Source organism: Lentzea sp. NPDC006480, from assembly GCF_040611995.1.
Classification (GTDB): domain Bacteria; phylum Actinomycetota; class Actinomycetes; order Mycobacteriales; family Pseudonocardiaceae; genus Lentzea.
Map to the genome: position 1 here is coordinate 83060 of NZ_JBEXPJ010000013.1, position 16548 is coordinate 99607.

The following is a 16548-nucleotide window of genomic DNA, read 5'->3' on the forward strand; positions in this document are numbered from 1 at the left end:
GCTGCCCTCCGCAGACCTCTTTACCTGCCACCCCCGACTGCGAAACCGAAGCTCCCGATCCGGCAAGGGCGAAGGCCGCTCCTCCGATGGCCGCGACTACCGAGAACACCCCGGCACCCGCGATCCACCCCTTCGACCAGCGCATGCGCAACACCCGACCTTTCTGTCAGGCCGTACGGCCCGCAGATCGGGAAGGTTCAACGACGCGTGGCGCGAACCAGCGCGGTTGGGTCACATTTCGCTAAATGGTCCCGCAGCGCCACATGGGCGAAGCGGTACTCGCCGTCGACGCGGGTGAGCAGCAGCCGGTCCTGGGCGAGGTGCAGCAAAGCCTTGCGCCGGAACGACAACTCGCCCAGCGACAGCGGCCGCGTGAGTCCCTCCGCAGCCACCTCGGCCAGCGCGTCGAACGGCCAGACGTAGTCGCGAGCGGCGGTCGGTGTCACCAACAGCCCGAGCGCCACACCCAGTGCGGTGCCCCAAGATCCAAAGCCGCCGAGCCCGCCCAGCACCCCGGCCAGTCCGAGGACCGGGACGACCGGCTGAATCCACCACGGGCGTCCGAGGCGCATGCGTTGCTGTTGTCCCGGGCGCACCGTGCGCCACACACGTCCCACCGCCGCGGCGAACACTCCGCCCGCCACGCCCGCCGAGAAACCGATTCCCATGCCCGCCAGCACCGCGTACGGGCCGGTCCAGATCATCGACACACCGGGCGCGGCCGCGATCAGCACCGCCCACGGCACAGGTGCGTCGCCCGGCACAAAACCCAAAGCCAGGAAAATGGTCGCCACCACGACGAACACATATGCCACGGCGTAAGGCCACGGCGTGCCGATGCCACCGAGCCACAATCCCGCCAGGGCAACCAGGAAACCGGCGAACACGCCTGCCACGAATCCCAGGGCGGCGGTGATGATCCCGTGGGCGCGTCCGGGCGGGTGAAAGACCCGCGGCAACTTGTTGACCAGGATCAGCAACAAAGAAGCTGAGACCGCGAACACCAATGCCGGCCACATTCCGAGCTGCAGCCCGGTAATGAACGCCACGGCGCACACACCACCGGCATATGCGGCAGGCACCGCGCGCACGAACAACAACCACAACGGGCGGGTCGGCAGCAGCGGGAGCCACGCACGGCGGTGCGGCATGTGCACGGGCGCACCGAGGTCTGGCCGGTCCAACCGCGCGAGGAACTTCAACGCGCGGATGGTCGGCCCCGCGGCACGTTGGGCGGAAAGCCTTTCCACCACGAAGGAGCCCACGAAGTCGGTGCCGATCGTGTCGACCTGACGATCGAGGTGCGTCAGCGCCACCAGGTTCAGCGCCAGCGGCGAGTCCAGCCGTTCCCAGATCGCCGGCGTCAGGGCTGACTCCAGGCTGTCGAGCCGAGGGCTGACCGACGCGATGTACTCCAGCACCTGTCCGCGCGACAACGGTTCGACGTACACCGACGGCAGGTTCTCGATCGGCTCGGTCGAGCACACCACGGACGCGAACGGCGCGAGCTCGGCCTCGCAGAGCGCGCGGTCGACCCGCGGTACCTCGTCGAGGCCGTCGATGAGCACGACGACCCGCTCGCGGCGCAGCCAGATCGTGCCCGCCGAGCGGCTGATGCCGTAGCGGCGGTTCATCTCGCGCAGCAGCCACGCGGTGAACTCCGTCGGCTTGCGGGTGCCGTACGCGCGCCACGTCGCCAAGTCCACGACAACGGGAATCGGCGCGTCCGGGTCGTTGCGCGCACGTTCGACCAGCACCAGGCAAAGCTCGCGCAACAACGTGGACCGCCCGCTGCCGACCGGTCCGACGAGGACCATGGTGTGGCCGAGGCGGTCGTAAACGGCTTCCAGGTCCGCAGAGGAGATCTCCTCGCCCTCGGCGCGCACCGAGAGCTGCGGCTGCCGCAGCACGCCGAGCTTGATCTGGGTCTGCGCGGCCAGCGACGAGGCCAGCAACGACTTCACCCGCGCCTCGACGCGGTCCAGGGCGGCGGTGCGGTTGCTGGTCTCGTGACCGCGCACACGTTCCCAGACCGCGAGACCGATCGCGACGAGCACCATCACGCCGACGGCGGGCCACAGCCACCGGCCGAACTCGCCGAGGAACGCGGGCACCGCCCCGCCGGTGCTCACGCTGATGGCCGCGGGCAGCAGCAAAACGACGGTGACCAGGCACAACGCGGCTAACGCGGTCAGCCGTGCAGCTCTCGTCACCCCGCTCGGATCCACCTTCACCTCCGCGACCCCGGCGAACGACGGTAACCGTGCCGCCGGGATCGCGGAAGTGACTCAGAGACGCTGCCAGAGCGAGGCCGCGTTCGGCGGTTCCCAGCTCGTGATCGACGTGTGCGCCTGGAGGCACTGATAGTCCAATCCGGCGTAACTCACACGCGAACCAACCGCATAGGCAGTCCCAGACGCCCACGCTGGGTATGTCCCGCCGCCAGGAGGTTCCGTCGATGTGGTGGTTGGCTGTGATCCACACGTGCCGAAGACCTCGAACTCCCAGAACGAGAACCCGTAGACGGTGCCGCGGTTCATGCCGTTGAACCTCACATATCGTGCGCTACCGGAAATTCCGATGTCCTCCACACCGCCCGAGCCGGTGAACGTGGAATAGGCCTCACGCCACGAGCTCCCGTTGTCGGACAGCTGGATCGAGTACGCACGCCCGTACGCGGCCTCCCAGTTGATCCGCACGCGCGACAAGGCCTTCGACGACCCGAGGTCGACCTGCCACCAATGCGGTTCGCTGTGCGCGGAAGACCAGCGCGTCGACATCGACCCGTCGACCGCGAACGCCGCCGCCTGGTTCCCGCTCTCCACGCTCGATGCCGACGTCGGCCGGTTCCGCGACAGCAGTGGCCCGCACGTCGGCGGGGGAGTGGTGGTGGTCGTGGGCCCGCCGCCGGTGCCGCGCGTCCACACGCCCACGTAGTCGATGACCATCGGCACGCCCGGCACGATCCCCGGTCCTGGTGTGTGAGTGCCGGAGTAGTTGTCCGGGAACTCGCCGCCGATCGCGACGTTCAGGATGATGAAGTACCCGGCGTGCCCGGTCATCTGGTTCCACGTGTCCGCGGGCAGCTGGTTCTGGTTGACCTGGTGGAACAGCTCGCCGTCCACGTACCAGCGGAACTGTTGCGGCGAGACCGAGGCGTCCCATTCGAAACGGTACGTGTGGAATCCGCCCTGGCACGAGGCGCCGGGGCACGGCCGGCTGTTCGCGATGCCGTTCTTCTCGTTGCACGGCCCGCCGGGCGAGACGCCGCAGTGCAGCACGCCCCACACGCGGTTGACGCCGTTGACGTTCTCCATCATGTCGAACTCGCCGACGCCGGGCCAGTTCCACCAGTTCCCGCGGTACGGCGACCCCAGCGCCCAGAACGCGGGCCAGTACCCCAGCGCAGCGGCACCGGAGACGTTCGGCATCTGGATCCGCGCTTCCATCCGCAGCACGCCACCGGTGGGCGCCTTGAAGTTCTGCGCGTTGGTCTCGATGCGCGCTGACGTCCAGTTGCCCGCGCCGTCACGACGTGGCGTGATGCGCAGGTTCCCGCCGCCGTCCAACGAGACGTTGGCCGGGTTGTTGGTGTGCGCGGCGATCTCGCCGGTGCCCCAGTTCCCCGGCCCTCCCGGATAGCCGTGGCCCAGGGAGAACCGCCAGTTTCCGGTGTTGGGCAACGAGTTCGCGGGTCCGGTGAAGTCGTCGCCGAACACCTGCGTCCACCCGGCGGGGGGAGGTGGAAGCGCGGCGCTGGTCTGCTGGGCGACAGCGACCAGCGCACTCACGGTGAGCACGCTGGCCGCTGCCAAGGCGATGGATGTTCTTTGTCGAGCAAGCCTCATTGCCAACCCTCCGAACGAGCGCGTGAGAGCGCTCCCACGAACGATGGTGGCAGGCTTGTCAACGGTGAGGGGACATCACTTTCGCCGGTACCGGTTTCGAGCGATCACTGCTGCTGACCGCCGAAATTCCGGAGCCCTTCCTTGAGCTTGTCCTCACCCTTGTCGATGTGCTCAGTGTGCTTGCCGCCGGTCTTCTCGTCGGCGAACTGCCCTGCGCGCTCGACACCCTCGTCGACCTTGTCTCCGTGCTGGCCGATCAGGTCCTTCGCCTTGTCCTTGAGTTCATCGAAACCCATGACTGCATCACCTCCCGATGCAGTTCGGGTACCCGGTCTGGTATCCCGTACACCTCACTGGATCGAGTGAAGTGCCGCCACCGGGCTCACCCGCGCCGCACGCCGGGCAGGCAGCAGCCCCGCGCCTGCCGTGAGCGCGGCCAGAATCAGCACCACCGATCCGACGGCCACGACGGGCACCTGCAACGGCCAGTCCACGCCCAAAGCGATGATCGCGAGCCACGCGTAGGGAATCCCGATGGCGAGCCCGATCAGGGCACCGATCACCCCGTACAGCCCGGCTTCGGCCGTGACCATGCGGCTGAGTTCCTTGCGCGTCAACCCGATCGCGCGCAACAGCCCGGATTCACGAGTTCGTTCGACCACCGACAACGCCGTGGTCGAGCCTACACCCACGACGGCGATCAGAATCGTGAGGAACAGCAGCCCCAGCGCAACCGCGACCAATGTGGCGAACCAGTTCTCCTTGGCAGCACGGCGGTCCGCGAGCGACTCGAACTCGATCCCGGCAGGCACCCGAGCCTTGTCGCCGTTCGCCAACGCGCCCGCGACAGGTCCATCCACATCGGACGAATGGATCAGCGCACTCCCAAGCGGAACACCCCCGTACACGACGGCCGCGACGGTGGTCTCCTTGCCGTTGACCAGGATGTGCGCGCCGGCGGAGATCCCGATCAACCCGGCGGTGTACGTGGACAGGATGATCTTGCCGGGACCCATGTCCGCGACCGACCCGCTCTCCATCACGAAGTCGTCGAGGTCGCGCACCTTGCTCAGATCGAGGTCGGTGCCCTCCATGGTCCACCGGTCGATCTTGAGCTCGGTGCGCCGGTACGTGAGGACGTCGGTCAGCCCGGCGTCGCGCAGCTGCTGGACATCGACGGGTCCGGTGAACTCCAGGTCGGCCGGGTAGGCGCTCGCCATCTCGGCCTTTCCGAGGCCGGACAACGTGTTCCCGCCGGTCACCGTCGCGATGATCAGGCTGACGCCCAGCGCGACGATCGCGGTGACCGACGCGGCCCGGCGTGGCGCGCCACCGACCCCGCTGACCGCGAGCGACCCGATCGTGCTGCGCCGCAACGGAATCCCGACCAGGCGCAGCACCGGCGGCATCAGTGCGGGCCCGAGCAGGATCAGCGCGACGAACGCCAGCGTGCCGCTGATCGTCGTCTTCAGCAGCAGGTCCTCGGTCATCCCGGCCGGCCGCCTGTCCGTCGCCAGCCCCTCGATCGCGACGTTCACCAGCAGCAGAACCGCCCCGAGCGCCGGCACCAAGCCGGAAGCCCAGCGCAGGAACCCGATCCGGCTCTCCGCGTCCTGCGTGGCAGACGTCCGCAGAGCTTCCAGCGGCGACACCTTGGCCGCCGACCACGCGGGTGCCAGCACGGCGAGCGTCGTCAGCACGAACGACCCGCCGACCACGACCAGCGCCGGTGTCAGCGGAAATCCGGGCGCCGGCAGTCCGGCCAGCGGCACGAGCCGGCCGGCTCCGGCCGCCAGTGCGACGCCCGCGATCGACGCGAGCAACCCGACCAGGGCTCCCTCGACGACCAGTCCGCGTGCCAGGCGACCTCGGGTAGCACCGATGGCCCGCAACAACGCCAGCTCACGCATCCGTTGCGCGAACACGATCCGGAACGTCGACGTCGACACCAGCGCCGCCACGATCATCGCGACCGTCACGAACGCGCCGAGCAGCGCGAACACCTCGACCAGCTGAGCGGCCTTGACGGCCAGCGAGCGCTCGGTGATGTCCTTCGCGAGCACCGTCGAGTAGGCGAAGAACGCCGCGATCATGATTGACAGCACGGGCAGGAACTTCCTCATGCCGCGACCGCCTGCACAACGCGTCCGTCGGCCATTCTCACGACGTGGTCGGCGTACGAGGCCGCACGGTCGTCGTGCGTGACCATCACGATCGTCTGCCCGAAGTCCCGCACCGCCTGCCGCAACAGGTTCAGCACGTCCGCGGACGACGTGGAGTCGAGGTTGCCGGTCGGCTCGTCCGCGAAGATGACGTCAGGCCGTGTGACCAGAGCGCGCGCCAACGCCACGCGCTGCTGCTGCCCGCCCGACAACTCCGATGGCCGGTGCGCGAGCCGCGACGACAGCCCCAGCGCATTCACGAGCTGCGTGAACCAGGCCCGGTCGGCGCGGCGGCCGGCCAGGGTCAGCGGGAGCAGGACGTTCTGTTCGGCGGTCAGCGTCGGCAGCAGGTTGAACGCCTGGAAGACGAACCCGATCCGGTCACGCCGCACCTTGGTCAGCGCGTTGTCCGAGAGCCGCGTGAGGTCCTTGCCGCCCAGCAACGCCGCGCCGGACGTGGCCGTGTCGAGCCCGGCCAGGCAGTGCATCAGGGTCGACTTGCCCGACCCGGACGGCCCCATGATCGCGCTGAAGGCCGCAGGCGGGAACCCGACAGTCACCCCGTCGAGTGCTCGAACCGCGGTGTCGCCGGAGCCGTACACCTTCACGAGGTCGACCGCGGCGGAAGCGAAGTTGTTCACATGACCAAGAAAACGGCAAATGACGAGCCCCAACCTCCCTCCTGCGCACGGCCCGCCTCTGTCTTTCGGCCGATCTGCGGGACACCCACAAGTGCATAAGGTCATCCGCATGCTCTGGAAGTCCGGCGCGCTCGCGGGCCTGGTCGCGCTGTTGGTCGTGGACCAGTGGTACCGCGTGTTCAAGACACCCGGCCTCTACCCGTGGATCGGCTGGGCGGCGCTGGTCTGCGTCGTGCTGCCCACGCTCGCCTGGTTGCGGCCCAACCGCGTGCTCGCTGCTGTCGCAGCCACTGCGTCGTTGACGTTCACGCTGGTCAACCCGGTCGAAGAGGGCGACTGGGGGTTGGCGGAGACCGCGTCGCTGCTGATCGTCCTGGTGATCACCACCTACCGTGCGAAGACCTGGTGGGACGCCCCGCTGATCGCCTGGATCGTCGCCGCGGTGGTCACCCAGCCGTTGCAGAACGGCACGGCCCAGGGCGACTGGATCCAGGTGATGGGCCTGCTGATCGTGGCCACCACGGTGATCACGGCCGTCGGCTACGTCCGGCTGACCACCAGCGCCAGGGAGAAGCAGGTCGCGGCCGTCAAAGCCGAGCAGAAGGCCGAGTTCGCGCGGGACCTGCACGACTTCGTGGGCCACCACATCACCGGCATGGTCGTGCTGGCCCAGGGCGCGAGCCGGATCGTCGAACGGAACCCCGAGCAGGCCAGACAGGCCCTCGAACGAATCGAGGAAGCCGGCGGCGAGGCCATGACGGCGATGCGCCGCATGGTCGGCATGCTCCGCGACGACGTCCCCGTGGCGCCGGTCGCGGGCATGGTCGACATCGAGCCGTTGGTCGAGGCCGAACCACGAGCATCCCTCGAAATCCACGGCGACACGGCGGATCTGCCGTTGGAGGTCGCGAGCTCTGTGCACCGCGTGGTCATGGAGTCGTTGACCAACATCAGGAAACACGCGCATGAAGCGACCAAAGTGGACGTACAGATCCAGACCTCACCGGACTGGGTGACCGTCCGGGTAGCCAACGACGGCAAACCCGCGAGGCCGGGAAACGGTTTCGGCCTCATCGGACTCACCGAACGCGTTCAGTCGCTCGGTGGCAGGATCAAGGCGGGGCCTGGCATCGACGGCGGCTGGGTCGTCGACGCCGCACTCCCGACCGGAAAGGCGACCGCGTGATCAGGGTTCTCGTCGCGGACGACCAGGCGATGGTGCGCACGGGCTTCGGCATGATTCTCGGTGCCGAGCCCGACATCGAAGTCGTGGCGGAGGCGCGGGACGGCGTCGAAGCCGTGGCCGAGGCGCGCCGCACCAAGCCGGACGTCGCGCTGATGGACATCCGCATGCCCCGCATGGACGGGCTCGAAGCGCTCAAACAGATCGCGAACGACGTGCACGTAGTTGTGTGCACGACGTTCGACCACGACGAGTACGTGCACACAGCGCTCAAGAACGGCGCGTGCGGGTTCCTCCTGAAAGACGCGGGCCCCAACCTGCTCATCGAAGCCGTGCGCGCTGCTGTCACCGGTGATGCGCTCATCAGCCCGTCGGTCACCGTCAGGCTGTTGCAGCACATGAACACGCCTCCGTCCCAACAGTCGCACAACCTCTCCGCGCGCGAGCTCGACGTCGTGAGGTTGGCCGCTATCGGCAAGACGAACGCGGAGATCGCGCAGGAGCTGTTCATCTCCATCGGCACGGTGAAGACGCACCTGGCGAGCGTTCAGGCCAAACTGGACGCTCGCAACCGCGTCGAGATCGCCGCCTGGGCCTGGGAATCCCGCTTGGTCGGCCAAAAGTAGGACCCACAACCCGTCCGCGGACAGAAGCACCGGCGCGAGCCGATCACCAGAATTCGAGTCATGAAGAAACTCCTCCTGCTCATTCCCGTGCTGGCGCTCGCGGCCTGTGGCCAGAAGAGCTACACGTACGAGGCGTTCTACGACGTCGAGGGCACCGGCAAGGCCGAGGTCTCCGTCAGCGTCCCCAACGGCAGCTCCTACACCGAAACCGTTGACCTGCCGGTGAAGAACCGCGCGATGCTCGCCAACGCGCTCGGCAAGGTCACCCTGAAGGTCAAGTCGGACAACCAGGTCACCTGCAAGCTCCGCGTCGAGAAGGAGAAGGAGATCTCGAACGCGGGGAAGGAGGCGTCCTGCGAGTACGACATCACCGAGGACACCGACAACTGAGTGATTGGTCAAACCTTGCCGGGACACCGTCAGTTCCACTAGGAATCGCGCATGAGGCGAATCGCAGCTGGTCTGGCAGTGGCGGCACTGGCCGCCGGGTTCATCACGCCCGGAGCCGCGTCCGCGGAGCCGCAAGCACGGCCCGACTGCGGTTACACGGTGACGCCGGACGAACCTCCCGCTCGTCCGGTGTCCGTTCCGCACGACCCGTGGTTCACCAAGGGCAAGGTCCTGGTCAAGGTCAAGACGAACCAGGGCGACATCCCGCTGCTGCTCGACCGCACCAAGGCGCCGTGCACCACGCACAGCTTCATCCACCTCGCACAGCGCGGTTTCTACAACCAGACCGACTGCCACCGTCTCACCGCGTACCCGACGCTGAAGGTGCTGCAGTGCGGCGACCCGTCCAGCACGGGCGAGGGCGGCCCCGGTTACAAGTACAAGGACGAACTGCCGACCGACCTGAAGCCCGCGCCGAACGACCCGACCGGCGTGCGCCGCATCTACCCGCGCGGCACGCTCGCGATGGCCAACGCCGGTCCGGACACGAACGGCTCGCAGTTCTTCCTGGTGCAGAGCGACAGCATCCTGCGCCCGAACTACGCGGTGTTCGGCCAGATCCTGCCCGAGGGCCTCAAGACCCTGGACAAGATCGCGGCCGGTGGCATCGCGGGGGAGAACCCGCTGGACGGCCGTCCGAACATCAAGTCCGAACTGAGGTGGGTGCTTCCCCTCGGGATCTGACCGAGGCGCGCCAAACCCGCGGTGAGCTGCCACAGGCATGCGTGAACGCGCGGCTGAACGCCGCTTCGGAGTACCCGGCGCCTGCTGCGATCCGTCCGACCGGTTCGGTCGTGGTGAGCAGCAGGCGTGCCGCGTGTTCGAGGCGGTGCCGCAGCACGTAGGCGCCGGGCGACTGGCCCAGCACCTCGGCGAACCGGGTGGCGAACGCCGAACGCGAGAGGGCGGCGAGCTTCGCCAGTTCGTCCACCTGCCAGTCCCGTCCGGGAGCGCGGTGAATCGCGGAGAGCACCGGGCTGAGCACGGGGTCCAGTGCGGCCGTCAGTCAGCCGGGATCGGCCTGCCGGCCGGACGCCGCCCAGAACCGCAACGCGCGGATGAACAGCAGATCGAGCAACCGGGCGACCATCACTCGTGAGCCCGGCTGCGGTTCGGTCACCTCGGCCCGCATCAGGCCGAGGCTCAGCGGCAGCCACGTGCAGAACCCGTTGACGTCGCTCGCGGACGACGCCGCGCGCACTCGTCAGATGATCAACCAGGTCGCCGGGCCGGTGCTGCTGGTCGGTCACTCCTACGGCGGCGCACGACAGCATCGCGCCGGACTCGGACGGCCAACTGTGGATCGCGCAGGAGAAGTTCCAGCAGAGCTTCTGCCAGGATCTGCCGGAGGACGAGGCGCTGGTCATGGCGGTCACGCAGAAGGCGCCGCTCGGTGTGACGTTCGCGGCGCGACCCGCCTGGCGCGCCAAGCCGTCGTGGTACCAGGTGTCCACCGAGGACCGGATGATCGATCCGGACAACCAGCGCCGCATGGCCGCGCGGATGAACCCGCGCAGGACGATCGAGCTCGCGTCCAGCCACGCCTCGCTCGCCTCACACCCAGTGGAGATCGTCGATCTCATCGAAGAGGCCTCACGCGCCTGAGAACGCCCACCCCCGCAACGCTCCGTAGAACGCGTCCGAGAGCCGCCGGACCACCTGCTCGTCAGGGAGTCCGGCGGTTTTCGTGAGGTCGATGATCTCCCTCGGGTCGAACATCGCCTGGTGCAGGAACTGGGCAACGGTCAGCAACGCGTCCGGAAGCGCGAGGTCCGTCAGCACCCCGCGCAGCGCCCGGTTCCAGGCTTGCGACGACAACGTTGTCATGACGTCGGCCGACTGCATGCGCTCCAGGAAGCCGCGCTGGGACCAGAACCGCACGATCACGGGACCGTGCACGTTCTGCATCTTCACCCAGCGCGCCACCTGGTGCTCGAACAGCTCCTTGCCGTCTTTCCGCGACCGTTCGCCGTGTTCGGCCAGGGACGCCATGACGTCCTCGTGGTAGGCCTTGACGAGCGCTTCCACGGACGGGAAGTGGCGGTACGCCGTCGCTTGCGACAGCGCGGCCCTGCGCGCGATCGACTGCATCGTCGCGGTGGCTGGTTCGGCCCGCAGGACGTGCGTGGCCGCGTCCAGCAGTCGTTTCCGGTTGCGGCGCGCGTCACTGCGGCTGCTTGTCTCTTCCGGCAGAACGTCCTCCAACCCGCGTACGACGGCGAGTGCAGGATAAGACGAACTATCCGCGGAACGCGGCGATTCCGGTCAACGCGTGGCCGATGGATAGCAGATGGATGTCGGAAGTGCCTTCGTAAGTGAGGACGGATTCCAGATTGTTGGCGTGCCGCAGGGGTGAGTACTCGAGCGAGATGCCATTCGCACCCAGGATCGTCCGGCTTTCCCTGGCGATCGCGATGGCCGACTCCACGTTGTTGTATTTGCCCATGCTGATCTGCTCGGGCTTCAACGTGCCGGCCTCCTTGAGCTTCGCGAGATGCAACGCCAGCAGCATCGCGTTGCTGACCTGCACGGACATGCTCGCGAGCTTGCGCTGCGTCAGCTGGAACGCGGCGATCGGCTTGTCGAACTGGATGCGCGTCCCGGAGTAGGCCAGTGCGGCCTGCAAACTGTCGCGCGCGGCACCGACCGCACCGAACACGATCCCGAAACGCGCCTCGTTCAGGCACGAAAGAGGAGCGCGCAGGGAAGTCGCGAGGGGCAGTCGAGCGCTTTCCGGGAGCCGTGCGTCTTCGAGAATCAGTTCGGAGGTGACGGACGCTCGCATTGACAACTTGTGCTTGATGTCCTGCGTCGTGAATCCGGGCGTCCCGCGGGGAACGAGGAATCCCCGAATTCCCTCCTCGGTCTGCGCCCAGACGGTCGCGACGTCGGCCAGGCCGCCGTTGGTGATCCACATCTTGGTGCCGTTCAGCACCCAGTCCGACCCGTCCCGGACGGCCCGCGTGCGCATGCCGGAGGGGTTCGAGCCGAAGTCCGGCTCGGTCAGCCCGAAGCAGCCGATCGCCTCACCGGCGGCGAGGCGCGGCAGCCACTCCTGCTTCTGCTCCTCCGACCCGTACTTCCAGATCGAGTACATCGACAGCGAGCCCTGCACGGACACGAAGCTGCGGATGCCGCTGTCGACGGCCTCCAGCTCCAGGCACGCGAGCCCGTACGCCAGCGCCGACGTGCCCGCGCACCCGTAGCCCTCCAGGTGCATGCCCAGCACGCCGAGCTTGCCGAGCTCCCGAGCCAGCTCTCGCGGCAGGATCCCCTCCTCGAACCAGGTCCCGATGCGCGGCCGCACGTGGTCGGTCAGGTACGCCGCGACGGTGGCCTGGATGTCGCGCTCCTCGTCGCTCAGCAACGACGGGATGTCCAGCAACTGCAACGGGTCCTGCACTTCACTGCTCCAGCTTCGGCGGGCGCAGCCGGTAGGTCACCGGCGTGCGCGACAGGCGGATGGGGTTCGCGACGAGCGTCATGTCGTCGATCGTCGCGGTGGGGTTGAGGTCGAGTGACTCGGCCAGCGCGAACGCGTGCGCGATGTCGTTCACCGGACCGCACGGGACACCGAGCGGCGTCAGGGTCTCGAACCAGTGCTGCGCCGGCCGCGTGCGCAACCGTGCCTGGAGCACCTCGAACAGCTCGTCGACGTGCTCGACCCGGTCGGCGTTCGTCACGAACCGCTCGTCGGTGGCCAGCTCCGGCACGTCCAGCACCGAGCACAGCCGGCGGAACTGCCGGTCGTTGCCCACCGCGAGCACGATCGGCTGGTCGGCCGTCGGGAACACCTCGTACGGCGCGATCGACGGATGCCGGTTGCCCATCGGCTTCGGCACCGAGCCCGCGAGCGTGAAGCCCGCGCTCTGGTTCACCATGCTGGACAACAGCACCGACAACAGGTCCAGCTCGACCAGCTGTCCCTGCCCGGTCGCCTCCCGGTGCCGCAACGCCGCCAGGATGCCGACGCACGCGTGCAACCCGGTCAGCACGTCGACCAGCGCCACCCCGGTCTTGACCGGCTCGTACGGCCCTGGCCCGGTCACGCTCATCAACCCGCCCACGGCCTGCACCAGCAGGTCGTAGCCGGGCAGGTCCGCGCCCTTGCCCGAACCGAACCCGGAGATCGAGCAGTAGACGAGGTCGTCCCGCCCCAGCGACTCGTAGTCCAGCCCGAACTTCTTCATGGTGCCCGGCTTGAAGTTCTCGACCACCACGTCCGCCCGCGCGATGAGCTCGCGCGCCTGCTCCCGGCCTGCCTGCGTGGACAGGTCGAGCAGCACCGACGTCTTGTTCCTGTTGACCGACAGGAAGTACGTCGCCTCGTCCTCGTAGTGCGGCGGACCCCACGTGCGGGTCTCGTCGCCCCTGCCCGGCTGCTCGACCTTGATCACCTCGGCGCCGAGGTCGCCCAGCATCATCGTCGCGTACGGCGCGGCCAGCACCCGGCTGAAGTCCGCGATGACCACACCTTCGAGCGAGCTCATGCGTCCCACCTCCGGAGGTTGGTCGCGCCGGGCGAACTGTGGTGTGGTGGTTCGTGGTTGGCCATGTGGGTTGTGGTGCCTCGGTTTTGTCGTCCTGTGGTGAGCTGGCCGGCGTTGATCCGTGCCTCAGCGAGCGCCGCGCGCACGTCACCTGCCGACGCGATCATGACGCCGTTCGCCTTCAGCGCAGTCGATGCTGTTCCCGCGCCGAATGCAGCCGCGATGACCACACCTTCGAGCGAGCTCATGCGACCCGCCCCCGCAGCTTCATCGCGGCCAGCACGCGTTCCTGCGCCAGCTCGCGCGCAGCCACATGCGTTGTGGTGCCACGGTTTCTCGCCTCGACGATGACGTTCGCCGCGTTCGCCCTCAGCTTCACCGACACGGCGTCCAGCACCGTCGCGGGATTCACCGGGAACGGCGAGTACCGCGCGTCCATGCCGAACGCCGCCGCGACCACGCCACCGGCGTTCGCGATGAAGTCAGGTACGACCGTGATGCCGCGAGCAGCCAGAACCTCCTGCGCCGCAGCGGAAGTCGGCAGGTTGGCGCCCTCGACCACCAGGGTGGTGTCGAGCTCGCCCGCGAGGTCCGCGTCGATCACGTCCTGCATCGCGGCCGGCACCAGCACGTCGCACGACGCGCGGAGCTCGGCACCCAGCGCCTGCACCGGGCCGTACTCCTTGACCGCGAGATCGCCGGACGACGCTCGCAAGTCCAGCAGCCGGGCCACGTCCAGGCCGTCGGGATCCACCAACGCGCCGTGCACCGACGACACCGCAACCACGACCGCGCCGAGTTCGATGAACCGCTTGGCGGCCGCGGCACCTACCGCGCCGAAACCCTGAATCGCGATGCGCTTGCCGTGCAAGGACATCAGTTCGTCCGCCACCTCGGCCACGCCGAACCCGGTGACGCCCAGCTCGTCGTACGGAAGACCGCCGAGTTGAGCCGGTGCACCCATCATAGCGCCGCGGTCCGACAGTTCGTCCTGGACGATCGCGGCGTCCCGTTCGGTGAGGCCCATGTCGAGTCCGAGCACGTACTCTCGCGGCACCTCGTTGGACAGCTTGCGCGCGAACGCCCGCAGCGCCGCTTCCTTGCCAGGGGAAGAAGGATCGAACACGATCCCCGCCTTGGCGCCACCGAAGAACAGGTCGACTCCCGCCCACTTCCACGTCATCACGCGCGCGAGCCGGGCGATCTCGGCGACCGTGACGGCCGGGCTCATCCGCGTGCCGCCCTTGCCCATGCCGCGCGCGGTGTTGTCGATGACGAGCACACCCTTCATGCCGGTGCGCCGGTCGGACACGCAGACGACCTTCTCAGGCCCCCACTCGTCCATGAGCTGGAGAACGTCCATCAGCATTCCCTCACACGCAGTTGAGTTCGGGCCGCGCCTGGTCGGCGGCGAAGCGGGAGGCGTCCAAACTGGACACGTCGACGAAGGGCTCGCGGTCCAGCACGAGGTCGCGCACGACCTCCCCGACCGCAGGGCCCTGCAGGAACCCGTGCCCGGAAAACCCGGTGGCGTAGAAGAAGCGGCCCACCGAGCCGATCAGCGCGTTGTGGTCCGGCGTCACCTCGTACAGGCCGGCCCACCCGTTGCGCACGCCCACGTCCAGCAACTTCGGTGCACGCCTTCGGATCGCTTCGGTGAGGCGGGGCAGCCACGCGTCGGACATGGAGAGCTTGAACCCCGGCGTCTCCTCGGGATCGGACATGCCGAACAGCAGTCCGCGGCCCTCGCGGTGGAAGTAGAAGGTGCTGCCGAAGTCGATGGTGAAGGGCGTCACCCGATCGTGTAGCTCGGGCATGGGCTCGGTGAACATGACCTGGCGGCGCAGAGGGGAAACCGGCAGGTCAACGCCCACCATCTCGCCGATCGACCTTGACCAGGCACCCGCCGCGCAGACCAGATTCGGCGTGGAAACCTCGCCGCGGTCGGTCTGCACGCGAAAAGTGTCAGACCCCGACCCTACGATCGATCTCACGGTGGTTCTGGTGTGGAAACGGACACCAAGCCGGCGGGCCGCGGTGGCATAACCGAGGACTACGGACTCAGGCGTGCAGTGTCCGTCGTCCGGCGAGTAGGTCGCCGCGAGCAGGCCGTCCGTCTCGATCAACGGCGACATCCGCCGTGCTTCCTCGACAGTCAGCATCCGACTGCGCACGCCGAGGGAGTTCTGGAGGTCGACGTTGCGCTCGAACGCCGTGACGTGTTCCCGAGAAGAAAGGAGGAACAGATAGCCGACCTGGTGCAGATCGATCTCCTGCCCAGGACGCTGCGGAAAGCGCTGGAACGCTTCGAGTGATCGGGCACCGAGCCTGATGTTCAGCTCGTCGGAGAACTGGGCGCGCACCCCACCCGCCGCTTTGCAGGTGGAGCCGGAACCCAGCTCGTCACGCTCCACGACAACGACATCCCGGGCACCTGCCTCGGCGAGGTGAAAGGCAACGGACGTGCCGATCACCCCGCCGCCGATGACGACGACCTCGGCCTGCCCTGGCAGGTCAGCCGAGCCGGAAGTCAAGGTTCGCCCCGATCTCGAGCGTGTCCATCTGCGCCTTCTGCAGCTTCCCGGAGTAGTCCCAGTTCATGGACTGCCAGCGGGTGAACTGGTCGAGCACCCACACGCCCGACTGCCGGGAGCCGTTGCCGCTCTTGCCGTTTCCGCCGAACGGCAGGTGCGCCTCGGCCCCGGACGTCGAGTTGTTGACGCTCACCATGCCGGCGGAGATGCCGGCGCGGAACCGGAAGGCCTTGTTCGGGTCCGTGGTGTAGATCGAGCACGACAGGCCGTAACCCGGCTTGTTGCCCAGCTCGATCGCCTCGTCCAGGTCCGAGTACTTCATGACGCCGACGATCGGGCCGAACGTCTCCTGCAGGAACAGCTCGTCGTCGGCACGCACACCGGAAACGATTGCGGGGTGGTAGAAGAAGCCGTTCGCGCCAGTGAAACCGTTGCGCGGGCTGGAGTCCGTGATGCGGCCGGTCGGGCCGTGCACCGTGTGGTGCTCGCCGATCCAGCCGACGTACTTCTCGTACGCCAGCGCGAACTTCTCGTCCAGCAGCGGTCCATAAAGGACATCGCCGGTCGGGTCGCCCACCGTGGCGGCGGCGACGGCGTCGACGAACCGCGTGAGG

18 protein-coding genes are annotated in these 16548 nt (G+C 67.9%); 5 read left to right on the plus strand and 13 right to left on the minus strand.

The features are described from left to right. Nucleotides 1-197: 197 nt before the first annotated feature. From ABZX92_RS08125 to ABZX92_RS08145, 5 genes are all read right to left on the minus strand, one after another. A complete protein-coding gene (locus ABZX92_RS08125; RefSeq protein WP_355555298.1) occupies nt 198-2234 on the minus strand; it encodes an NACHT domain-containing protein in 2037 nt (678 codons plus the stop codon). 54 nt (nt 2235-2288) lie between these two features. Beyond that, entirely contained in the window at nt 2289-3791 is a 1503-nt protein-coding gene (locus ABZX92_RS08130) for a discoidin domain-containing protein (protein ID WP_355555300.1), read from the minus strand. A gap of 161 nt (nt 3792-3952) precedes the next feature. Further along, on the minus strand, nt 3953-4144 hold the full coding sequence (locus ABZX92_RS08135) for an antitoxin (RefSeq protein WP_355555302.1): 192 nt from the start codon (nt 4142-4144) through the stop codon (nt 3953-3955). Between the two features lie 54 nt (nt 4145-4198). After that, nucleotides 4199-5971, minus strand: a complete 1773-nt coding sequence (locus tag ABZX92_RS08140; RefSeq protein WP_355555304.1) for an FtsX-like permease family protein — start codon at nt 5969-5971, stop codon at nt 4199-4201. Continuing rightward, nucleotides 5968-6651 (minus strand): ABC transporter ATP-binding protein, encoded by a 684-nt coding sequence (locus tag ABZX92_RS08145; protein WP_355555306.1) that lies wholly within the window; start codon nt 6649-6651, stop codon nt 5968-5970. The genes ABZX92_RS08140 and ABZX92_RS08145 overlap by 4 nt, the downstream gene beginning before the upstream one ends. A 109-nt stretch (nt 6652-6760) precedes the next feature. Here ABZX92_RS08145 and ABZX92_RS08150 point away from each other — a divergent pair, with 109 nt between their 5' ends. From ABZX92_RS08150 to ABZX92_RS08165, 4 genes are read left to right on the plus strand one after another with little or no spacing between them, the layout of a single operon-like run. After that, the gene (locus tag ABZX92_RS08150; RefSeq protein WP_355555308.1) at nt 6761-7837 is read left to right on the plus strand and encodes a histidine kinase; all 1077 of its coding nucleotides are present in this window, start codon (nt 6761-6763) and stop codon (nt 7835-7837) included. Further along, nucleotides 7834-8460, plus strand: a complete 627-nt coding sequence (locus ABZX92_RS08155; protein WP_355555310.1) for a response regulator transcription factor — start codon at nt 7834-7836, stop codon at nt 8458-8460. Before ABZX92_RS08150 ends, ABZX92_RS08155 begins: the two co-directional genes overlap by 4 nt. Nucleotides 8461-8520: 60 nt before the next feature. Then, nucleotides 8521-8850, plus strand: coding sequence for a lipoprotein (locus ABZX92_RS08160; protein ID WP_355555312.1), 330 nt, complete (start codon nt 8521-8523; stop codon nt 8848-8850). Between the two features lie 51 nt (nt 8851-8901). Next, nucleotides 8902-9594, plus strand: coding sequence for a peptidylprolyl isomerase (locus tag ABZX92_RS08165; RefSeq protein WP_355555314.1), 693 nt, complete (start codon nt 8902-8904; stop codon nt 9592-9594). Here the strand turns inward: ABZX92_RS08165 and ABZX92_RS08170 are convergent. After that, nucleotides 9554-9895 carry an AraC family transcriptional regulator gene (locus ABZX92_RS08170; protein ID WP_355555316.1) on the minus strand — a complete coding sequence of 114 codons (342 nt, stop codon included), beginning with the start codon at nt 9893-9895 and terminating at the stop codon, nt 9554-9556. The genes ABZX92_RS08165 and ABZX92_RS08170 overlap by 41 nt on opposite strands. A 21-nt stretch (nt 9896-9916) precedes the next feature. After that, nucleotides 9917-10111, minus strand: coding sequence for a cupin domain-containing protein (locus ABZX92_RS08175; RefSeq protein WP_355555318.1), 195 nt, complete (start codon nt 10109-10111; stop codon nt 9917-9919). A gap of 71 nt (nt 10112-10182) precedes the next feature. Here ABZX92_RS08175 and ABZX92_RS08180 point away from each other — a divergent pair, with 71 nt between their 5' ends. Next, nucleotides 10183-10515 carry an alpha/beta hydrolase gene (locus ABZX92_RS08180; protein ID WP_355555338.1) on the plus strand — a complete coding sequence of 111 codons (333 nt, stop codon included), beginning with the start codon at nt 10183-10185 and terminating at the stop codon, nt 10513-10515. Here the strand turns inward: ABZX92_RS08180 and ABZX92_RS08185 are convergent. From ABZX92_RS08185 to ABZX92_RS08210, 6 genes are all read right to left on the minus strand, one after another. Further along, nucleotides 10504-11115 (minus strand): TetR/AcrR family transcriptional regulator, encoded by a 612-nt coding sequence (locus ABZX92_RS08185; protein ID WP_355555320.1) that lies wholly within the window; start codon nt 11113-11115, stop codon nt 10504-10506. The two genes, ABZX92_RS08180 and ABZX92_RS08185, sit on opposite strands and share 12 nt — an antisense overlap. A gap of 34 nt (nt 11116-11149) precedes the next feature. Then, complete coding sequence (locus tag ABZX92_RS08190) at nt 11150-12313, minus strand: acyl-CoA dehydrogenase family protein (RefSeq protein WP_355555322.1); 1164 nt, start codon at nt 12311-12313, stop codon at nt 11150-11152. A gap of 1 nt (nt 12314) precedes the next feature. Then, nucleotides 12315-13400: a CoA transferase gene (locus ABZX92_RS08195; RefSeq protein WP_355555324.1), complete on the minus strand. Its 1086-nt coding sequence runs from the start codon at nt 13398-13400 to the stop codon at nt 12315-12317. Nucleotides 13401-13644: 244 nt separating this feature from the next. Then, nucleotides 13645-14763, minus strand: coding sequence for a Glu/Leu/Phe/Val dehydrogenase dimerization domain-containing protein (locus tag ABZX92_RS08200; protein WP_355555326.1), 1119 nt, complete (start codon nt 14761-14763; stop codon nt 13645-13647). Between the two features lie 10 nt (nt 14764-14773). After that, entirely contained in the window at nt 14774-15934 is a 1161-nt protein-coding gene (locus tag ABZX92_RS08205; RefSeq protein ID WP_355555328.1) for an FAD-binding oxidoreductase, read from the minus strand. Continuing rightward, nucleotides 15915-16548: aldehyde dehydrogenase family protein (locus tag ABZX92_RS08210; RefSeq protein WP_355555330.1), on the minus strand; the 634-nt coding region annotated here is incomplete at its 5' end. The genes ABZX92_RS08205 and ABZX92_RS08210, both read right to left, overlap by 20 nt.